General features: G+C 42.1%; 16 protein-coding genes. 3 read left to right on the plus strand and 13 right to left on the minus strand.

Going from position 1 to position 17,684, the window contains the following annotated elements; translation table 11 throughout:
* Positions 1–15: 15 nt before the first annotated feature.
* The 4 genes from AC3WJJ_RS04130 to AC3WJJ_RS04145 all read right to left on the minus strand — a co-directional run bounded on the left by AC3WJJ_RS04130 (position 16) and on the right by AC3WJJ_RS04145 (position 4,437).
* Positions 16–918: a carbohydrate ABC transporter permease gene (locus AC3WJJ_RS04130; RefSeq protein WP_492538264.1), complete on the minus strand. Its 903-nt coding sequence runs from the start codon at positions 916–918 to the stop codon at positions 16–18.
* 90 nt (positions 919–1,008) lie between these two features.
* Entirely contained in the window at positions 1,009–2,445 is a 1,437-nt protein-coding gene (locus AC3WJJ_RS04135) for an ABC transporter substrate-binding protein (RefSeq protein ID WP_492538265.1), read from the minus strand.
* 43 nt (positions 2,446–2,488) lie between these two features.
* Positions 2,489–3,397, minus strand: a complete 909-nt coding sequence (gene murQ, locus AC3WJJ_RS04140; protein ID WP_492538267.1) for an N-acetylmuramic acid 6-phosphate etherase — start codon at positions 3,395–3,397, stop codon at positions 2,489–2,491.
* A 176-nt stretch (positions 3,398–3,573) separates the two neighbouring features.
* Positions 3,574–4,437, minus strand: coding sequence for a MurR/RpiR family transcriptional regulator (locus tag AC3WJJ_RS04145; protein ID WP_422660936.1), 864 nt, complete (start codon positions 4,435–4,437; stop codon positions 3,574–3,576).
* Between the two features lie 291 nt (positions 4,438–4,728).
* Here AC3WJJ_RS04145 and AC3WJJ_RS04150 point away from each other — a divergent pair, with 291 nt between their 5' ends.
* Entirely contained in the window at positions 4,729–6,033 is a 1,305-nt protein-coding gene (locus AC3WJJ_RS04150; RefSeq protein WP_492538269.1) for a 6-phospho-beta-glucosidase, read from the plus strand.
* Positions 6,030–7,049, plus strand: a complete 1,020-nt coding sequence (locus tag AC3WJJ_RS04155) for an N-acetylglucosamine kinase (RefSeq protein WP_492538271.1) — start codon at positions 6,030–6,032, stop codon at positions 7,047–7,049. The genes AC3WJJ_RS04150 and AC3WJJ_RS04155 overlap by 4 nt, the downstream gene beginning before the upstream one ends.
* A gap of 76 nt (positions 7,050–7,125) precedes the next feature.
* Here AC3WJJ_RS04155 and AC3WJJ_RS04160 read toward each other — a convergent pair whose 3' ends face one another.
* Together AC3WJJ_RS04160 and AC3WJJ_RS04165 are read right to left on the minus strand one after the other, a co-directional pair.
* Entirely contained in the window at positions 7,126–7,701 is a 576-nt protein-coding gene (locus tag AC3WJJ_RS04160; protein ID WP_492538273.1) for a hypothetical protein, read from the minus strand.
* Between the two features lie 191 nt (positions 7,702–7,892).
* The gene (locus tag AC3WJJ_RS04165; RefSeq protein ID WP_492538275.1) at positions 7,893–8,300 is read right to left on the minus strand and encodes a hypothetical protein; all 408 of its coding nucleotides are present in this window, start codon (positions 8,298–8,300) and stop codon (positions 7,893–7,895) included.
* 134 nt (positions 8,301–8,434) lie between these two features.
* Here AC3WJJ_RS04165 and AC3WJJ_RS04170 point away from each other — a divergent pair, with 134 nt between their 5' ends.
* Positions 8,435–9,517, plus strand: a complete 1,083-nt coding sequence (locus AC3WJJ_RS04170) for a serine hydrolase domain-containing protein (RefSeq protein ID WP_492538277.1) — start codon at positions 8,435–8,437, stop codon at positions 9,515–9,517.
* On the opposite strand, the gene AC3WJJ_RS04175 is transcribed toward AC3WJJ_RS04170, so the two are convergent.
* The 7 genes from AC3WJJ_RS04175 to AC3WJJ_RS04205 form a co-directional block, all read right to left on the minus strand.
* Complete coding sequence (locus AC3WJJ_RS04175) at positions 9,512–9,796, minus strand: hypothetical protein (protein ID WP_492538279.1); 285 nt, start codon at positions 9,794–9,796, stop codon at positions 9,512–9,514. The genes AC3WJJ_RS04170 and AC3WJJ_RS04175 overlap by 6 nt on opposite strands.
* A gap of 217 nt (positions 9,797–10,013) precedes the next feature.
* Positions 10,014–10,454, minus strand: a complete 441-nt coding sequence (locus tag AC3WJJ_RS04180) for a hypothetical protein (protein ID WP_492538281.1) — start codon at positions 10,452–10,454, stop codon at positions 10,014–10,016.
* 75 nt (positions 10,455–10,529) lie between these two features.
* Positions 10,530–11,018 carry a zinc ribbon domain-containing protein gene (locus AC3WJJ_RS04185; RefSeq protein WP_492538283.1) on the minus strand — a complete coding sequence of 163 codons (489 nt, stop codon included), beginning with the start codon at positions 11,016–11,018 and terminating at the stop codon, positions 10,530–10,532.
* Between the two features lie 102 nt (positions 11,019–11,120).
* Positions 11,121–12,074 carry a carbohydrate ABC transporter permease gene (locus tag AC3WJJ_RS04190; RefSeq protein WP_492538285.1) on the minus strand — a complete coding sequence of 318 codons (954 nt, stop codon included), beginning with the start codon at positions 12,072–12,074 and terminating at the stop codon, positions 11,121–11,123.
* A gap of 16 nt (positions 12,075–12,090) precedes the next feature.
* Complete coding sequence (locus tag AC3WJJ_RS04195; RefSeq protein WP_422660925.1) at positions 12,091–12,984, minus strand: carbohydrate ABC transporter permease; 894 nt, start codon at positions 12,982–12,984, stop codon at positions 12,091–12,093.
* 1 nt (position 12,985) lies between these two features.
* On the minus strand, positions 12,986–15,598 hold the full coding sequence (locus AC3WJJ_RS04200; protein WP_492538287.1) for a DUF5696 domain-containing protein: 2,613 nt from the start codon (positions 15,596–15,598) through the stop codon (positions 12,986–12,988).
* Between the two features lie 24 nt (positions 15,599–15,622).
* Positions 15,623–17,683 (minus strand): YIP1 family protein, encoded by a 2,061-nt coding sequence (locus AC3WJJ_RS04205; RefSeq protein ID WP_422660923.1) that lies wholly within the window; start codon positions 17,681–17,683, stop codon positions 15,623–15,625.
* Position 17,684: the final 1 nt, after the last annotated feature.

Raw genomic sequence — 17,684 nt, forward strand, 5'->3', positions numbered from 1 at the left:
GGTGCCCTCCTCTCCTTAATATTCCACTTCTTTGCCCATGAATTTGAATTGAATGAAGGAAATTGTAGCTATGATGAATGCCAATACTAAGGATTGTGCGGCGGCTTCACCGAACTCGAAATATTTGAAAGCGTTATTAAAAATAAGCAAACCGACCATCGTTGTTGCATTATCCGGTCCACCGCCTGTCATCAGGTAAGCGTTCTGGAATACTTGGAAGGAGCCAATAACGCCGGTTACAAGCAAGAATAATGTGGTAGGCTTCAAGCAAGGAATGACGATGTACCATACCTTTTTCAAGAAAGATGCACCATCAAGCTCTGCGGCCTCATAATAACTTTCGTCAATGCCTAAGAGAGCTGCCAAATAGATGATGATACTCGTACCATGACTGGACAACCACGCCATGAGCACAAGTGAGAACATAGCTGTGGAGCTAGAGCCAAGCCAGTTGTTGTTGCTAATCCCAAACACACTTAACAATTGGTTGAAGATACCTGATGGCATCGGATCGAAGATCCAGAGCCATACAACGGACAGAGCCACACCGGATGCAACTGCCGGTAAATAATAAATTGCCTTGAATATACTCTGGACTTTTTTTCTTAGGGGTAGAATTAAGATGGCCACAGCAAATGAGATGAACAACCCCACGGGTACCGTGAGCACCGTATAGACAACCGTGTTGACAACCGACTTCCAAAACAGGCTATCCCCAAATGTCTCCATGTAGTTTTCGAATCCGATGTATTCTGAACCAAGCGGTTTATATTTCTGAAAGCTGATAATAAACGCACTTACAACGGGATATGCGGTAAACATCGCAAATACAACAAGCGCAACAGCGATAAAGACATATCCATAGCCGCTGTCTCCTTTGATACGACGTCTTTTCATAGGTTTGGCAATTTGACTCATCATGCGAAGCTCCTTTCACGGCTTGGGTTTAAGCAACATAATAAGGGATAGCCGCATAGGCGGGGCCAAGCGGCTATCCTGTTCAATCGATTAGTCTTTTACAATGCCGTCTTCACCAAAGGCTTGAATCGCTGCTGCCTTCACAGCGTCATACATGGCTTCAGGTGTGATTTCGCCAGCAATCAGCGCTTGCAGTTTCGGGATCATCACTTCATCTTCAAGTTTGATGGATTTCGCACCGAGGTCTGTTGGAATATCAGGACGTGCAGGTGTCGCTTGGGAGAGAAGAGTCTCAACCGCAGCCACGTTATCCGGATTTCTGTTAATCGTCATATCTTTTGCTGCTTCTCTACCACTCTTCGTGATATGCGCTGCGAACAGGTCGTTGTTCGTTGTTGCTGCAACTTTACCAGCAGCAAGGAAGTAAGCTGCTTTGACTACATTCGCTTTGTGCTCAGGCGTAGGCTCTTTCTTGCCACGGAATGTGACATAGCCGTCAACAGCAACACTCGACTGTTGTTTTTGACCTACGAAAGTTGGAACAGGGAGAACGATATAGTCTACAGGGATACTGCCTTGTACAGCACTTCCATCATTCGCTTTGATCTTCTCATTGTTCTTGTTCGCAGAGTTCTCAAACGTTGCAAGACCTTTACCCGTAATCATTGTTTGCCCTGTTAGGAACATGTTCCAGCGTTTACCAGCATCCACGGAGCTAAGCTCTTTAGGCATGGAGCCGTCGTCGATCATCTGACGAATTGCTTTCAGCACTTCTAAGAAATTCTTGCTGGTGTAAGCGTATTTCAGATCTTTATCAAAGGCATGTGGCATCCCTGCATTTTTGATCAAAATTTGCAGATAGTCTTTGGAAGCTACGCCCGCTGTTGCAAATACGAAGCCGTATCGGGAAGTCTTATCGCCTTCTTTTACAACACCTTTTTTAATCTCCTCGCGGAACTGTTCATAAGTCCAGCCTTCTTTTTGAATCTTCTTATAATCAATTCCGGCTTCCTCTAGGAACTGCTTGTTACCACCGATCGCGTGAACCTCCATGTATCCTGGAAATCCATAAAGACTTTCGCCAAGTTTCATGTATTCGATTGGTGCTGCATCAAAGTCCTCAACCATTTCCTTGGTCGCCGTATCTGTGATGTCCATCAGCATTCCTTGCTCAACATATTTAGAAAGACCACTAGAGCTAATAAATGCGATATCTGGCGGACTGCCTGCATTCACTTGTGTATCAAGCTTTTGGGTCATATCCTCCCAGCTGGCAGGCTCAATTTTCAAAGTCAGGTTCGGGTACAAAGCATTAAAATCTTTTTCCAGTTGCGAGAAACTATCTTGGAAATTAGCGGATACCGGTGGAAGAAGAGCTGTTATCGTATCTTTAGCTTCGGTTTTCGTACCACCGTCTGTTGATCCTGTATTTGGTGTTTCATTCTTCTTATCGCCTCCACCACCACAAGCGGACAACGCGAGGGTCAAAGCAAGAACAGGAGCTAATACACGCATTTTCTTTTTCATTACTCACAAACCTCCCCTAGGAATATACAATGCACTTTAGATATTACTTTTGTAACTGAGCAAAAGCTTTTTTCAGACTTCCTTCGCTCTCTTCCAGCGCTTGTTCTGCCTTGGCTGCATCCAGTCCGGTCTTAATCATCATGATCGCAAGTTTACAACTCATGGAAGCGCTTTCTAAATATGCAATAGCTGTCTTGTCGTCTACCCCCGTAGCTGCTTGAATAATACGAACCGAGCGGTCATACAGTTTGATATTACTAGCTTTCAAGTCGACCATTAGATTATTGTAAGTCTTTCCTAGCTTCACCATCGTACAGGTAGTTAGCATGTTCAGTACCAGCTTCTGTGCGGTGCCTGCTTTCAGCCTTGTCGAGCCCATAATCACCTCAGGTCCAACGACAGGAGCAATACATACATCGCACACCGGCTCAACCCTCGAGTTCTTATTGTTTACTACACCGATGGTTGCAGCTCCAATTTCTCTTGCCTTCTGAAGTCCAGCAATAACGAATTGCGCGCTACCACTTGCTGATAAACCGATGACAACATCCTTGTCTGTTACACCGCTTCGTTCAATAAGTGCGACCCCCTCCTCTGCATTGTCTTCATAACCTTCAACTGCTAGTCTCAGCGCCACATCGCCTCCGGCAATATGTCCCTGCACCAGCAACGGGTCGGTACCAAATGTAGGAGGGCATTCCGAAGCATCAAGCACTCCAAGTCTTCCGGAAGTCCCAGCTCCTATGTAGAACATTTTACCGCCATTCTTAAGCACATGATGTACAATATCAACCGCTTTCATAATTTGCGGTATTTCTGCTGCAACAGCGCCTGGAACCTTGGAATCCTGCTCATTCATTAGACGGAGCATTTGTTCCGTTGTACATTCATCGATCATCTGAGTATTCTCATTGATCCCTTCGGTCGTCAATCCCGCCAGATACTCATCCATGGCCATCCCCCTATCCCAGTATTTGCATTTCATAATTGCATATTAACGAGAAATTTCATTTCGGTCAACAGTTTTTGAAATAAAATTTTATTATAAAATATTTCAATGATTTTTTATTTTTATTTTATGACAAAAAAAGACACCGGCTAAAGTGCTACCCTCGCCGATGTCTGCCTTTATTTTCGCTGTTTACTCGATACAATATTATGGGTCTTCGTCAAGTATTTCTTCACATTCCGATATTCTGCACTAGCTACCCCAGCGAATAAAATATCAATCACTGTAAGCATAGCAATACGCGATCCCATGGCCCCGCTTCGTATGGTGAGCTCTGGCGTAGAAATACTTAGTACAATATTTGCTTTATCTGCTAGTTCACTCTTATTGTATTTCGTTATGGCAATTGTAGTCGCACCCGTTTTCTTCGCAATATCAAGTGCATCAAGAATATCCACAGTTTCACCAGAATTGGATATAAAGATAGCTACATCGTTCTTCTCAAGCAACGTAGCTGCGGTAAGCTGGCTATGACCATCTGTATAGGCATGACTCATTTTATTAATCCTTGTGAATTTCTGTTCCGCATCAATACCTACTAAACCTGAAGCACCAATGCCAAAAAATACGATTCGCTTACACTGCCGAAGTACCTTTACAGCTCGATCTATCGCATCCTTGTTGATTACACTAAGGGTATCTTCAATGGATTTAATGTTATTACGCGAAATGTTCGCAATGATTGTAGACAGATCATCTCCTGGCTGAATATCCGTATACTGATGCTTCTGCTCCTCATCCATCGAGCCAATCGAGGCCGAAATACTGACGATAAAGCTTCGATAACCAGTATATCCCATCGTCTTACAGAAACGAAGAACCGATGCATCGCTAGTCTTGGTTAACTGTGCCAAGCTTTTTATCGATAGATGGGGAATTTCCTCTAAATTCTCTAGTATGTATTCGGCAAGCATTTTTTCCACTGGTGTCAAGCTGTCTTTCATATCTCGAATCTTAATCAAAATATTATCATTAATTGACATTGGCTTCCCTACTTATCCTTTAGTCTATTGAATAAAAATCATTTTCTACTTCTCCAGTATTACAAAAATCAATATCATCATAAGCTCAATTTCCTCAAAATACAAGATGATTACGTCAGGTTTATGATAAATAGATCAACTGTTGACCGAAATTTTATTTCACTAAAATATTATCATTATGAAAATTTAATTCTATTTTATATTGCAGCGCTTACAATAGCAATGATATACTAACAGCAAAATTGAGCACGATATGAACACGTAGAACAGCTATCGAAGGGTGGAGTTAGCATGAGTAAGGTTTTGAAGATTGCCATTATCGGCGCAGGCAGCACCTATACCCCCGAACTTATTGAGGGAATCATTAAACGCAAAGAGGCGCTACCGATAAGTGAACTTGTATTAATGGACATTGATTCTCGTAAACTAGAAATCGTCGGTATGCTTTGTGAACGAATGATAGAGGCAGAGCATTTGCCTTGTCGTGTAACAAGAACACAGAATCTAGATGAAGCGCTTCGAGATGCTGATTTTGTCCTTGGACAGATTCGTGTTGGTAAACTGTCTGCCAGAGTGCTGGATGAGACTATCCCTTTGAAACATGGACTGATCGGTCAGGAAACATGTGGTATTGGCGGTTTTTTCAAAGCGATGCGTACCATTCCTGTCATGCTGCATATCGCAGAACGTATGAAAGAACTATGCCCAGACGCTTGGCTCATTAATTTCTCCAATCCCGCCGGAATCATTACGGAAGCCATACTTAATCATACCGATATCAAAATGCTCGGACTATGCAATGTCCCATTCAATATGTTTAAAAGCATAAGCGAAACGCTTAATTTAGATCATCCTCATTATACTTATGTAGGTCTCAATCACCTTAGCTGGATCACGGCAATCGAACAAGACGGTACAGATTATTTAAGATCTGCGCTCGATATGGGACTAAATAGCGAAGCCATGAAGAACATTCCTTCTAGCGGATTCAGTAAAGAAGTTGTTCAGATGGTAGGTGCTATCCCTTCTTCTTATCTGGAGTATTATTATTTTAAAGAGAAGAAGTTTAAGCTACTTCAGGAAAGTGAAATAACACGTGGTGAGAAATGTATGCAGATTGAGGACGAACTTCTAAATATCTATTCTGATGCAGAGCTGCATACGAAGCCTGAACTTCTAGCATCTCGTGGTGGAGCCAACTATTCCGAAGTTGCTATCAGCTTGGTGGATGCCATCTACAATAATAAGCAAGAGGTTCATGTCGTAAACCTGCTCAATCACGGAGCTCTCAAATTCATGAAGGATTCCGATGCCGTTGAGATGTGTGCTGTGATTGGAAAAGATGGTGCCACGCCGATTGCTGTCCCTGATTTCAACAATGAACATATCGTCGACTATATGCGCATGGTAAAGGCTTATGAGCGTGAGACAGTAGCTGCTGCTGTGAATGGTAGTGAGGACGCAGCGATGCGCGCACTGTTAATGAATCCACTTGTGGGGGATTACGACGCTGCATATAACTGTTTTCAGGAGTTGAAAGAAGCCCATAAGGAATACCTTCCACAGTTCTTCCCGAAGGAAAAGATGTCACGATGAACAGACAATATATCATTGGCGTTGATGGTGGAAATAGTAAAACGGACTACTTTCTATTCGATCTGACCGGGGAGTTTATAGATCATATTCATGCGGGAACGTGTAGTCATGAACGATTTCCTGACAGCTACGATAGCTCCTACCGCATCATGAATGAGAATATTCAGGTGCTATTGAGCCGGAACCAGTTATCTATGGACCATGTTGTTGCTGGCGCTTTCGGTTTAGCTGGCGCTGATGTTCCTTCCCAGAAGACTTATTTAAGTAAGGTCGTTGAACGAATTGGCTTCACACAATATGCTGTAGATAATGACTCCTTTCTTGGTATCAAGGCCGGTAGTGAGAAAGGTTTCGGTATCTGCTCTATCAATGGTTCGGGCACCGTTACGGGTGGGATATCTCCAAGTGGCGACCGTCTTCAGATCGGTGGCGTTGGCAGCGAGTTATCTGGAGATGAGGCTGGTGGTTATTTTCTGGCTCGTAAGATTCTTCGAACGGTGTACGACTCTTTTTATCGGATGGGACCCGTAACTTCAATGACTTTACCTGTAATGAAGCTGCTCCAGATTCCAGATAAATCTATGTTTATCGAGCATGCTATGAATGGTATTCTAGAGCGAACACTCCCCAATACAGAACTTATGCGAATCATGTTTGAAGCTGCAGACCATGGTGACCAGCAAGCACTGAATATTATAGACCACACTGCCCGGCAACTTGCCTATTCAACCGTAGGTTGCATGCATAATCTTGATTTCGGATTAGAAGTGGATGTTATTCTTGCAGGTTCTGTTTGGGTCAAGGCTGAGAGCCCACTCCTACTGCATAAATATAAAACATATATTACCTCACTTACAGAACACCAGTGCAGATTTCATATTTTACAAGTCCCTCCTGCAACAGGAGCGGTATTATGGGCACTCGAAATTGCATATGGCCAACCCGTGGACACTACAATGCGAGAGAACATCATTAGCAGAGTGACGAATGTTCAGAGAAATACTTCCCTGGCATAATTAAAGAAGGAGCTTCCCTTTTTAGGGAAAGCTCCTTTGTTTGATGTTCTTATGAGTTATGTATAATGAGCAGGAACTAACTAAATTGCAGTTCTTGTGTATGATGGTTAGCACAGAATAAGGGATAATCATAAAGCATACCTTCATAGATTACTTCAAAGTCCGGATGAATTAGAAAATCATGGGGTGTCACCAAGGCAGAAGAGCGACTCCACAATTCTAAATCCATTCCTCGAATTAGTTCAGCTACGAACTGAGAACAAAAGTAGGCATGTTTAGGGGCATAACTTCGTTTCATGGCTAGAAAGAACAATCCGAGAAGATTATACTTGTACCGTTCTTTATTCTTCTTATAAAACAGAATTTTCTTCTGCAAAACTTCGCGCTGCTCGGTTGTAACTTTTAACCTTAAAACCACACACCTAGTCGAAGGAAAATGACGATACACACCTTCATGAATATCCTCTTCTACGAATCCTGCTGACCACGGGTTGGTCGCACATTTTCGTCCAAAGCTATACACTTCCTTCAAATCCACGTCAAGCGCAATCGAAGCATGGTTATATGGTGCTGCCGTGTATCTTTTTATCAATCTCGTAAACATCGTTCCTGTATCCGTTAATAATACATATATAAATTTAGGGTCTGCCATTATCACACGTTCCTCCACGCTCATAAAAATACGATATCTTTAGTTTAGTCGGCTCGTTGCCTTTCCAAAACCGACCATAGGAGTGGATTCAAGCTGGACTTTAGTCTTGTTTAGCTTATAACGAAACATCGGACAGATTAGTTTGCCAACATATATGTTGATAGAGCATCATACTCTGTTAATGTCGTCCATTATACCCAGCGTTTAATCTGCGTGTATTTCTTCACCTTTATTTGATGAACGTTAGCCCATTCCATTAACTCTTTTATCGCCCGATCCTCTTCCTCCGAGAAGAAGCGAAAGACAAGATTGACCGGAGTTATTCGCTTACCAACAGGTATGATCCCTATCAGCGGTTTAAAGTAACCTTGCACCCGAATCTCTTTGATATCTGCGGCCTTAAGAGTTCTATTCCTGATAGATAGGGAATCGCCTTGGATCTTCAGTGTAAAGGGTTTCCCAAACATTCTAATCATTGTAATCACAATGGTACTTAGACAAACGATCACAACTAAGATTCTCATGCCCAATAATAGTACATCCAGAGTATTATCCAGATCATAACTGAATCTCACTAAGGTATATGCATACATACTCATCAATAGAGTCGCTCCAATAATTACATTTATACCCCGCGGATTCTTAGCATTATATATTCGTTCGATTTGATCCCACCCCTTTATTTCTAATACATGCACTGATTCTCCCTACTTTTGAAAGGAGACAAGAACTGATGGATCCCCATATGAGAATTGAAACGCTGTTCCAGACAACTATTCAAAAGAACGCTCGCATACACAATGCCTATCTATTAGTGCATTCCGATAAACGAAATGTCCATCTCAATCTTGCCGAGGGTTCTAGTGGAACCATAGCTGCACATGCTGATCAGCGTTATCTCATTGCCAGCATCAGCAAACTTTTCACTTCTGTATTATTCGCTCGACTTGCCGAACAGAACAAGTTATCATATGACGACCCGATTCATTTATATGTAGAGCAAGAGCTTCTTAACAAACTTCATATCTATAAAGGAACAGATTACATGCGGGATATCCGAATTCATCATTTACTCGGGCACACATCAGGGCTGAATGACTTCTTCGAGGACAAACCACAGCAAGGTAAAAGTATGCTGGATTTGATTCTAGGCGACTCTTCTCGGATTTGGACTCCGCAAGAGGTCATATTATGGTCTAAGGAACATTTGAAATCACACTTTCCTCCTGGAGGTGGCTTTCACTATTCCGATACAGGATATCACCTGCTTGGACTGATCGCTGAGACAATAACAGGTCTACAGCTCCATCAAATATTCGAACATTATTTCTTTCGACCACTTAGCATGGAGCAATCGCATATGATCCACTACTCCAACCCGCTATCTCCAAGCGAATATCCCATTGCAGATGTTTATGTGAATAAGACAGTACTTAATGACCATCGCAGTCTTAGTATTGAGTTTGCTGGAGGTGGTATTATCTCTACATCAGAAGATTTACTGAAATTCATGAAGGCGTTAGTGTCACATGAGATCATCTCGGAAGATTCTTTTGAAGGAATGAAGAACTGGTCAAAGTTCTCATTCGGTATTGATTACGGATACGGACTGGTTCAATTCCGTACTATCCCACTCTTGATGCCTGCTCGATATAACATGTGGGGGAATTTCGGTTCCACAGGATCATTCTTATTCTATCATCCAGGGATGGACGTCTATCTTATTGGTAGTCTTAATCAGTTCAGAACAACAAGAAAAGCAATTCAGCTCATGTTTAAGATCATTGATATTCTTAAGAAAAGCAATTCATTATAACCATTTCCGAATCTGTCTATGGGACAACTTTATATGATTCATACTAGCCCATTCGGTTATCTGACCTATGGCTTGAACCTCATCTCCCATCACTCGAAAACATAGAGCAACAGGGGTTACTCGTTTCCCCACAGGGGTAATCCCAACAAGCGATTCGTAACGTCCTAGCTGCACTCTAATTTCTTTTACTTCGGTCGCCTTGACCATTCTACCTCTTACATTTATAGAGTCATGCGTCAGATGTATTGTAAATGGCTTAGCAAACATTCTAATTAACAAGATGAGGATAACGCCCCCACAGAAAACTATGAATATAATCCTGTAAAATTCCATGAAATAATCAAAGTTATTATTGAAGCTTCTATCGCGATTAAAGGGTTTCAGAAAAATGAATAAATAAAGGATCAGTAAGCCTATCAACCCTGTTCCGGAAGGGTGTTTAGCTATAATCATTGTTTCGTTCTCCACCAGCTTCCCTCCCGTTAAACTCTTTTGATTAAATCCAACGTCTAACCATCTTATTCGAGAACACAGTCACACCGTGCTCCTCAGCCCATTCCTTTAATTCTTTCATGGCTTTATCCTCTTGGTCAGGATTTATATGAAAACAAAGATCGAATGGAGTGAATACCTTCCCTGTTGGTATAATACCAATTAGCGGTTTGAAGTACCCTTGGATTCTGATCTCTTTGATATCTTCTGGTTTAAGATTTCTATTTTTAATATGTAATGAAAACTTACTTATTTGCATTGTGTACGGCTTACTGAATAATCTAATGATAGTAACAGATAAAGCTAATACGGCCATAGTAATGAAAAATAAAATAGGTGAAAATGATGTATTATGGATTGAATTCATCCTAAACAACAAATTCAACTGAATTCCTATTAGTAACAACATCGAAATTATAATACTTGCACCTCTAGGATTCTTCACCTTATAAGTATGTTCTATTGGAATCCACCCTCCTTTTTATTCAATCTATGAATCCAGCACAATATCCATCACTGTTCAGCTCTTCTCCAGCCTATTCCTTCTTAGAACATCCGGGTTATAAACAACTACGATTCCGCAGTTTAGACAAGACACGAATAGATAATGATTGTAATCGATATCGAGGACTTTACTTAAACCCGTGCCACTCATCGCCACCTCTTGAATTTCACATGCTGTGCCTCCACATGTCACACAATTAAATCGATGCTCGATTCTTTCTTCTATACTTAATTCAACATAGTCTTCGTTTAATACTTCTGTTGATACCGGCTCCTTGTCGTCTCCAATCTCAATATAAGCATTCAAATGCTCCGGTAACACCTCCATCCTACACTCAGGGCATATATCGCTTACAATAATAACTTTCTCTGCACACCATGGACAGATAACCATACACTTCAACCTCTCTTTCACAATGATCTGAGTCAGTAAATGATTTCCTTTTATGATACCACCGTTTCCAATAAATAGGATTGTTATGTTAAAAATATACGTTTTAGACATAAAAAAAGACAGGATGGATGTTCTCCAATCCTGTCTCTTTAAGATGATATTAGATATTACATTCTGCAGATTGAAATGCTTGATAAACGACATTCTATGCGTTTATCCTACAATACCTGTACGCTCCACACTTTCAACAAAATAGCGCTGAACGAATAAATACAAAATGATCAACGGTCCCATAAGTAACAGGACACCTGTGTTTAAGAGCATGGATTGATACACCAAATCAGGTTCCTTGCCTAGCGCCATCCCCATATCCATAAGCTGTGTTGACAGTACCTTAACCTTACTTAGGAACAAGGATACATAGTAACTGTCATTCCACTGCCATACGAACGAGAACAGAACAACGGTTATGATTGCAGGAACTGCATTCGGTAGCATGATTCGGTAAAACGTTTTAAATACTCCTGAGCCATCCACCAGAGATGCCTCTTCAATCTCCTTCGGAATCCCTCTAAAGAATTGTCTGAAGATGTAGATGTAAAGACCATTCTTAAGACCCATAGCGGTCGCGGAAGAGATCAGGAACGGCCAGAACGTATCGATCAGATTCAGACTGCTCTTCCCTGTCAGAACCTTAACAATCCCGAACAGATCAAAATATCTGTAAGTCAGATAGAGCGGAATCATAATCGTCTGTGGTGGAACAACAATCGTAAAGATGACAAGTCCAAATAACAGTCCGCTTCCCTTGAATTTTAACCGTGCAAACGCATAAGCGGCTAATGCACAGGACGCCAATTGGATCAGTGTCGTACCTGTAGAGATCAGGAAGGTATTTAATAGAGAAGACCAGTAATCCGTAGCACCGATGGCGATCTTAATATTATCTAGCGTAAAATGCTTCGGAATCCACAGCACCGTAGGATCATAAATATCTGTTTTACTACGGAAAGCTACAGAGAATCGTAGAAACAATGGAAACAAAATAATGAAACAAAATCCTGTAATTAGTACGGTTCGCACCACAATCCACAGCCAATATTTTGCCTTCTCCTGAGGATTGAATTTGTACGAGATGAAATTCGCAAATTCAGTTGGCGATTTCATAGTCTCTTCCTCCTCATTAGTCGTAGTAGAATACTTTTCTGGATATAATGGCTGTTGAAATCCCTAGAATTAGTGCGACAACTAAGAAATAGATCCAGGACATTGCAGCACTTTGACCGAATTCAAACGATTTGAACGCCGTTTCCGAGATCAATGTGTTTATGGTATTGGCGCTAAATGAATCAATGATGGAGTATACCAAGTTCGTTAAGATCAGTGGTGTCATCATCGGAAATGTTACTTTCCAAAAGATCTCATACCCTGTCGCTCCCTCGATCCGGGATGACTCATACAGCGTTGGAGAAATCGACTGTAGACCTGCAAGGAAGATCAGAATCTGTACACCAGAGGAACTGATAATTTCATAGATTCGATCGACAGCTCCGGTAATATAATCAACAATGACGGGCGCAAGTCCCGATTCAGTCAGTAACTTCTGCAATTCGAAACTTTGCATGATGCTTCCGCCGTCTTCACCACCTCCAGCGGAGGTTGTACTACCTACGAAACTGCTGATATCCATATTCGCAATTGCTGCAGATGCCAGAATAACCGGCAGGAAGAAGATCGCTCTTGCTAAAGCCCGGCCTTTAAATTTCTGGTTAAGCAGTACCGCAGCAAACAAACTAAAAATGATAATGATCGGCACATTGACTAACATATTCGTCACCGATTCAGTTAATCTTCGAGGGAACTCAGGGTTGGTTGAGAATAGGTTGGTGTAGTTCACTGTGCCAAGATAATCAACAGCAAACCCACCTTCGACCAACCGAATCGTACTTAGACTGAATCGAAACGACTGAATCAGCGGTAAAATGAACAGAAGAATTAAGCCAATGATGAGTGGTGTCACGAATAATACACCCATCCATGCTTTTTTCTGTGCTAGCGTAAGTGGTTTTTTGAGCATTCTATTCACCGCCTTCACCTACCTGATAGCTCTGCGGCTCGATGGTTACACCATCTATGGACACAGCCACATCGTTGTAATTGATCGTGATTTGGGTTCCATTCTCAAATGTAGTCTGAACCACACCAGGTGAAGGAGTCTCATGCCCAACAATGGTTTCGGTACGTACATGATTTAAGATCTTGTCTACCTCGTTATACTGTGCAACCGCCTCATCAAACCAATCTTTGTAGTTAAGTGCATACAAGTGGTCAAACTTGGTATCCTTCACAGTGGAAGAAGGACTATGGAACCATTGATAATAAATGTTCGAACCCGTTTCGAGTGCTTTCAGCATCGACAGACGTGGATTATGAACTTCATCCATGTTATAAGGAGCTCCTGCCAGATCAAAATATCCGTGCAACGCGATCTGGTAGAAAGGAACATCCTCATCCGTCAAATTCATCCGGCTGCTTCGAGTCGGCGCATTTACGATGACATTGGCATATGGCAGGGTGTAGGCGTTACCTCCATTTATCAGTAGCGAACCAGCACCCTGTTTCAACTTCTCCATTTCATTCTGTACTAGGGAAAGTGATTCTTGCCGAGTTACAGGATGGTCCGGATTGAAGTCGGAGTTCACCTCGTTCCCCATATCTCGTAAAGACAAGCCGGACAACGATAATTTAGAGTAATCTTTCATAAAACCATCGACTTGTTTGGATAGCTTCGTTGGTGACAGAATGTAGTGTGAGAAACTTGTAAGATCCTTGGCATAGGTTACTGGATTGTAGTTATATACTTTTGCTTTTCCACGATCCAAGAAGACAGCAGCTCCGGAATCTCCTTTATACTTCTGAAGGAAAGCCGCATCCGGATACAGATCGATACCATTCTCTTTCGTATAATCCATCAGCTTCTGCAAGTCTTTCTTACCACCAAGTGCACCAACAACCTTAATTTCATCTGGTGAAGAATGATTGATTCCATCATTAAACCAACCAACAAGTCTTAGGTCGACATTCGGAACACCCGCTTGTTTTAACTCTTCCAGAATCGTTACTGTTTCATCAAATGTTGTTAACGTTTCCGTAGAATTATAGGGAATTCCTAGAAACGACTTGTTTTTCCGGAACGCACCTTGCACCTCTAATACAAAAGGTGAATTCTCCGTATTACTCAGTTGCTGCAGATTATACTTCTTCGTTAAATAGGATCGATAATGTCCGGCCATACCTGTATAGTCCGCGGATTCTCCCGACAGAAAGCCGTATCTTAACTGCAGATCACCATTTAATTTGTTCTTTTGGAACATCGGTACAGAACTGGTCTTCGTACCAGATGACAGTGTATAGAAGTCCATCGATGTTACTTTGAACTCACTGCCAACGGAGTTATAAGAATCATTCCGTCCACTTATATCAGCACGAATACTGGATACAGCATCTCCACCCTCAATGATCCCAACGAATGCATGATCATCCTTTTTAAGACCGAAGACAGGTAAGCGTGTAATTTGATTGTGCTGTATAACATCCTTTACATCAAAAGTGCCATCATCGCCGTACACAGGCAAGTTATAAGGTTCTGCACTTGGTTTGCTGCTATTGAGATGAATGAGCGCACCTGATCCGTCAGGTACAAAAATATATCCATCCCCTGTTGTATCCGCTGCACCGAAGAATTTCAGCACCTGTATGGATGCAAGAGGATACGCGTTGTTGAATTCAAGTTCCTGCACAGGAACAGATACAACCAAATGCTCGCCGTCAAGTGAGTATTGTAAAGGGATCGTAAACTGAGCGCTAGCCTTTACAGCTTCCTCTGCAAGTCCATTCTCCTGCTGGTCAGCAGCGGCATCTTCCGCTGTGTAGCCTATGCTTTCTAGCAGAACAGACAACTCTTCCGCAATGTAATCCTGAAGCTTACGGAGTTCATAGACTTTTTTTGCCTCATCAAATCGGAATTTGTATTCTACACTATCACGTGCTTCCTGATCCGGCAGCTTATCTAGGATTTGACTCTGAAAACGTTCCTGACTGATTACCTTAGGAATATTCGCAACGCTCTTGCTCATATTTCCGATCTGGTAAACAACCTTGATCTTTCCTTCGTTCACGTCAACCTGGAATTGATCCTTCGCAACACTATCTTCATAGCTGTTAAACGTGTTGATCTGCCCTTTCTCATTGTAATAACTAACGAGTACCTGGGCTGACAATTCTGATTTATACAACGGAGAAGCAATCGGATCCTCTTCTCGTGTAACCGGATTAGAGAACCAAACATAGCCATCACGCTTATCTTTAACTGCAATTTCGGCAGTTTTTTTATTGATGTAAAGGATTAGCGTCTCATTCTCAGATACTTTCTCCATCGCATCTAAAGCTCTCAGCTCTTGGGGGCTATTCGTGCTTGCATTCTTCTCTTTGTTAATCTTTGTAGGTGCCGTTAAATCTGTCTTGCTATTAATACTTGGTTGTGGTTTATCTGTTCCCGAACCTGTTGTCACCTTTGCTTCTGCAGAGGCACTGTCTAGTTTCAAGGTCCCTTGTAATCCTGTTCCTGCTGCAATACTTGTGATAATCAGCAGGCACAGGAGTCCAGCAATCTTCTTCTGTTTTGCGGCCACCTTTTATACCTCCTTTTTCGCCTGCTACAACCGGAATGAAATCTCATTATAGATGGAACTCACGAAGCTGATCATCTGTTGTAGCATGCTGAAGAACAATACCCCAAGGAATATAATGATACCCATAACAACAAGCGTTAACAGCATCGTAGCAATGGTCTTCCCAGCCGTATACTGATGGACAGTCATCGTACCCGTAAACAGGAGCCAGCAGGACCACACCAACGCAATCGCTTCTAACATATAATAGAAGGAACTTTCGTCTGAAGTAATCACATTACTGTATAGCATCTGCGGGATATATACGATAACAAGTGGGAGTAATGCATATGCCGTTGCCATCACGATTTCCTTGAACTTGCCTTCTCCATCCATAAGTGTTGTCAGCGACCAGTTCGCTACGCACCATAAGAGGAAAGGTAGCACGATAAACTTAAGTTCATCCAGAGAATTCAGCTGATCGGGATTGTTAAAGTTAATAACAAATCCATTAAATTGTCTTTTGATAATCGTTCCTATAACGAGGAAGAATACGATGCTAAGAGCCACCTTAATTCTTCCTTTATTCTCATACTTCATTTCCCAGAAGCCATTAAAAGGATGAATCATCGTGTAAAAAGGATTACGAATGATTCCGAACTCCTGATAGAATTGGCCTTCGGCTTTCTTACGACGCGTTAATTTAACAGCAGCTATAATGACACCCAGGAATAAGACTATGGCAAGTACAATCGACCCGAAATGGTCCATAACGAACTCCTTACGGAATCGCTTAAATGCTTCGGAATAGTACTCCCTGCTGTTTCCAAGCTTGAAGTAATCCATTGCCTCGTCATTCTTCCCTTCCTTCAGAAGTGACTTACCAATCCCTATGTAAGCAACATCGAAGTTCGTATTCATCTGAAGTACTTTCTGCCAAGAAGCTGTTGCTTTCTCACTATCACCTTGATTAAGTGCAATCACGGCCTCACGAATTAAACTTCCATATTGTGTTGGTTCAAACACGGATAAACGATTATTATCTTTGTCTAGAACCAGCATCTTGTTGCCTACGGTTTCAATAGCGGACGGTGTGCGGAAGTTACTCTGTTGACTACCAAGTCCGCCGAAAGTATACAGTAAGTTACCATCTTTATCATAAGTAAATATGCGGCCCCTCTTGGAATCCAGTGCGCTAAACATGCCACCTTCGTCTGATGTAATATCTACAAAAATAGAGCTACCTGGTGGCGTACCTGTCTCCAAATTCCCCGTATCACCTTTCGGTGGGAAATAGCCTTTACTTCTCATAATGTCAACGCCGGAAGGATTCAACCTTTTGAGTGGTTGATCTGACTCTTCCTCTGATGTAGACGTATAGATAAATCCATCCGCATCGATGTCAAGATTATTGAATTCCAGCGGGATAAACTGCTGCATCTGCTCACGCTGAGCTTTGGTTGAAATTCGTTTCCAGAATAAGTCGACAGGACTAAATTTCACTCGGTTTGTCCCGATAAAGCCAACAAATCCGCCGCCAGAATCAAATTCCATAATCCCTTCATAGGAGCCTCGGCTAATGACATAAATGCGTTCAGCCTTATCGATTCCTACTTTAATAGGAATATACTGAAAACCTTTACGAAGCATCGATGATTGCGGTGCTTCAATGATACGTGCGAACTTCCCTTTTACATCAAACTCTACAATTCTATGGTTTTCCGTATCTGCTACATAAATGTTTCCCTGTGCATCCGCGAACACGCCTTCCGGCTGGTTCAGTTGATCCTTTTGACCCTCACGCTCAAATTCCGAAATGACATGAGCTAATTCCAACTGTCTGTTCAAGATGACGATCCGGTTATTTCCGGTATCCGCAATATACAACCGTCCATCTTGACCGGAGTACAAATCTTGCGGGGATGACAACGGGCCTATGTTCCAATCGTCACCATACATGACCTTTTGCAGGTTATAGGGATCTGGTGCTGGCACCGGTTCTCCCCAGAAAGAATAGCTGTAGTTATCATTGGCAGAGACTTGAGCAGGGGCAATCGCGCCGGATAGCACCATAACGATTAGGATAGCGGTGACAAATCTTGTCATC

Source organism: Paenibacillus sp. FW507-14B1B (genome assembly GCF_058781425.1).

What these genes read in the sequence shown, in the direction of transcription:
- AC3WJJ_RS04135 (WP_492538265.1), bottom strand. Translation starts at nt 2,445, where the DNA reads ATGAAAAAGAAAATGCGTGTATTAGCTCCTGTTCTTGCTTTGACCCTC.
- AC3WJJ_RS04130 (WP_492538264.1), bottom strand. Translation starts at nt 918, where the DNA reads ATGAGTCAAATTGCCAAACCTATGAAAAGACGTCGTATCAAAGGAGAC.
- murQ (WP_492538267.1), bottom strand. Translation starts at nt 3,397, where the DNA reads ATGGATGAGTATCTGGCGGGATTGACGACCGAAGGGATCAATGAGAAT.
- AC3WJJ_RS04170 (WP_492538277.1), top strand. Translation starts at nt 8,435, where the DNA reads ATGGATCCCCATATGAGAATTGAAACGCTGTTCCAGACAACTATTCAA.
- AC3WJJ_RS04185 (WP_492538283.1), bottom strand. Translation starts at nt 11,018, where the DNA reads ATGTCTAAAACGTATATTTTTAACATAACAATCCTATTTATTGGAAAC.
- AC3WJJ_RS04190 (WP_492538285.1), bottom strand. Translation starts at nt 12,074, where the DNA reads ATGAAATCGCCAACTGAATTTGCGAATTTCATCTCGTACAAATTCAAT.
- AC3WJJ_RS04195 (WP_422660925.1), bottom strand. Translation starts at nt 12,984, where the DNA reads ATGCTCAAAAAACCACTTACGCTAGCACAGAAAAAAGCATGGATGGGT.
- AC3WJJ_RS04160 (WP_492538273.1), bottom strand. Translation starts at nt 7,701, where the DNA reads ATGGCAGACCCTAAATTTATATATGTATTATTAACGGATACAGGAACG.
- AC3WJJ_RS04150 (WP_492538269.1), top strand. Translation starts at nt 4,729, where the DNA reads ATGAGTAAGGTTTTGAAGATTGCCATTATCGGCGCAGGCAGCACCTAT.
- AC3WJJ_RS04145 (WP_422660936.1), bottom strand. Translation starts at nt 4,437, where the DNA reads ATGTCAATTAATGATAATATTTTGATTAAGATTCGAGATATGAAAGAC.
- AC3WJJ_RS04165 (WP_492538275.1), bottom strand. Translation starts at nt 8,300, where the DNA reads ATGAGTATGTATGCATATACCTTAGTGAGATTCAGTTATGATCTGGAT.
- AC3WJJ_RS04205 (WP_422660923.1), bottom strand. Translation starts at nt 17,683, where the DNA reads ATGACAAGATTTGTCACCGCTATCCTAATCGTTATGGTGCTATCCGGC.
- AC3WJJ_RS04155 (WP_492538271.1), top strand. Translation starts at nt 6,030, where the DNA reads ATGAACAGACAATATATCATTGGCGTTGATGGTGGAAATAGTAAAACG.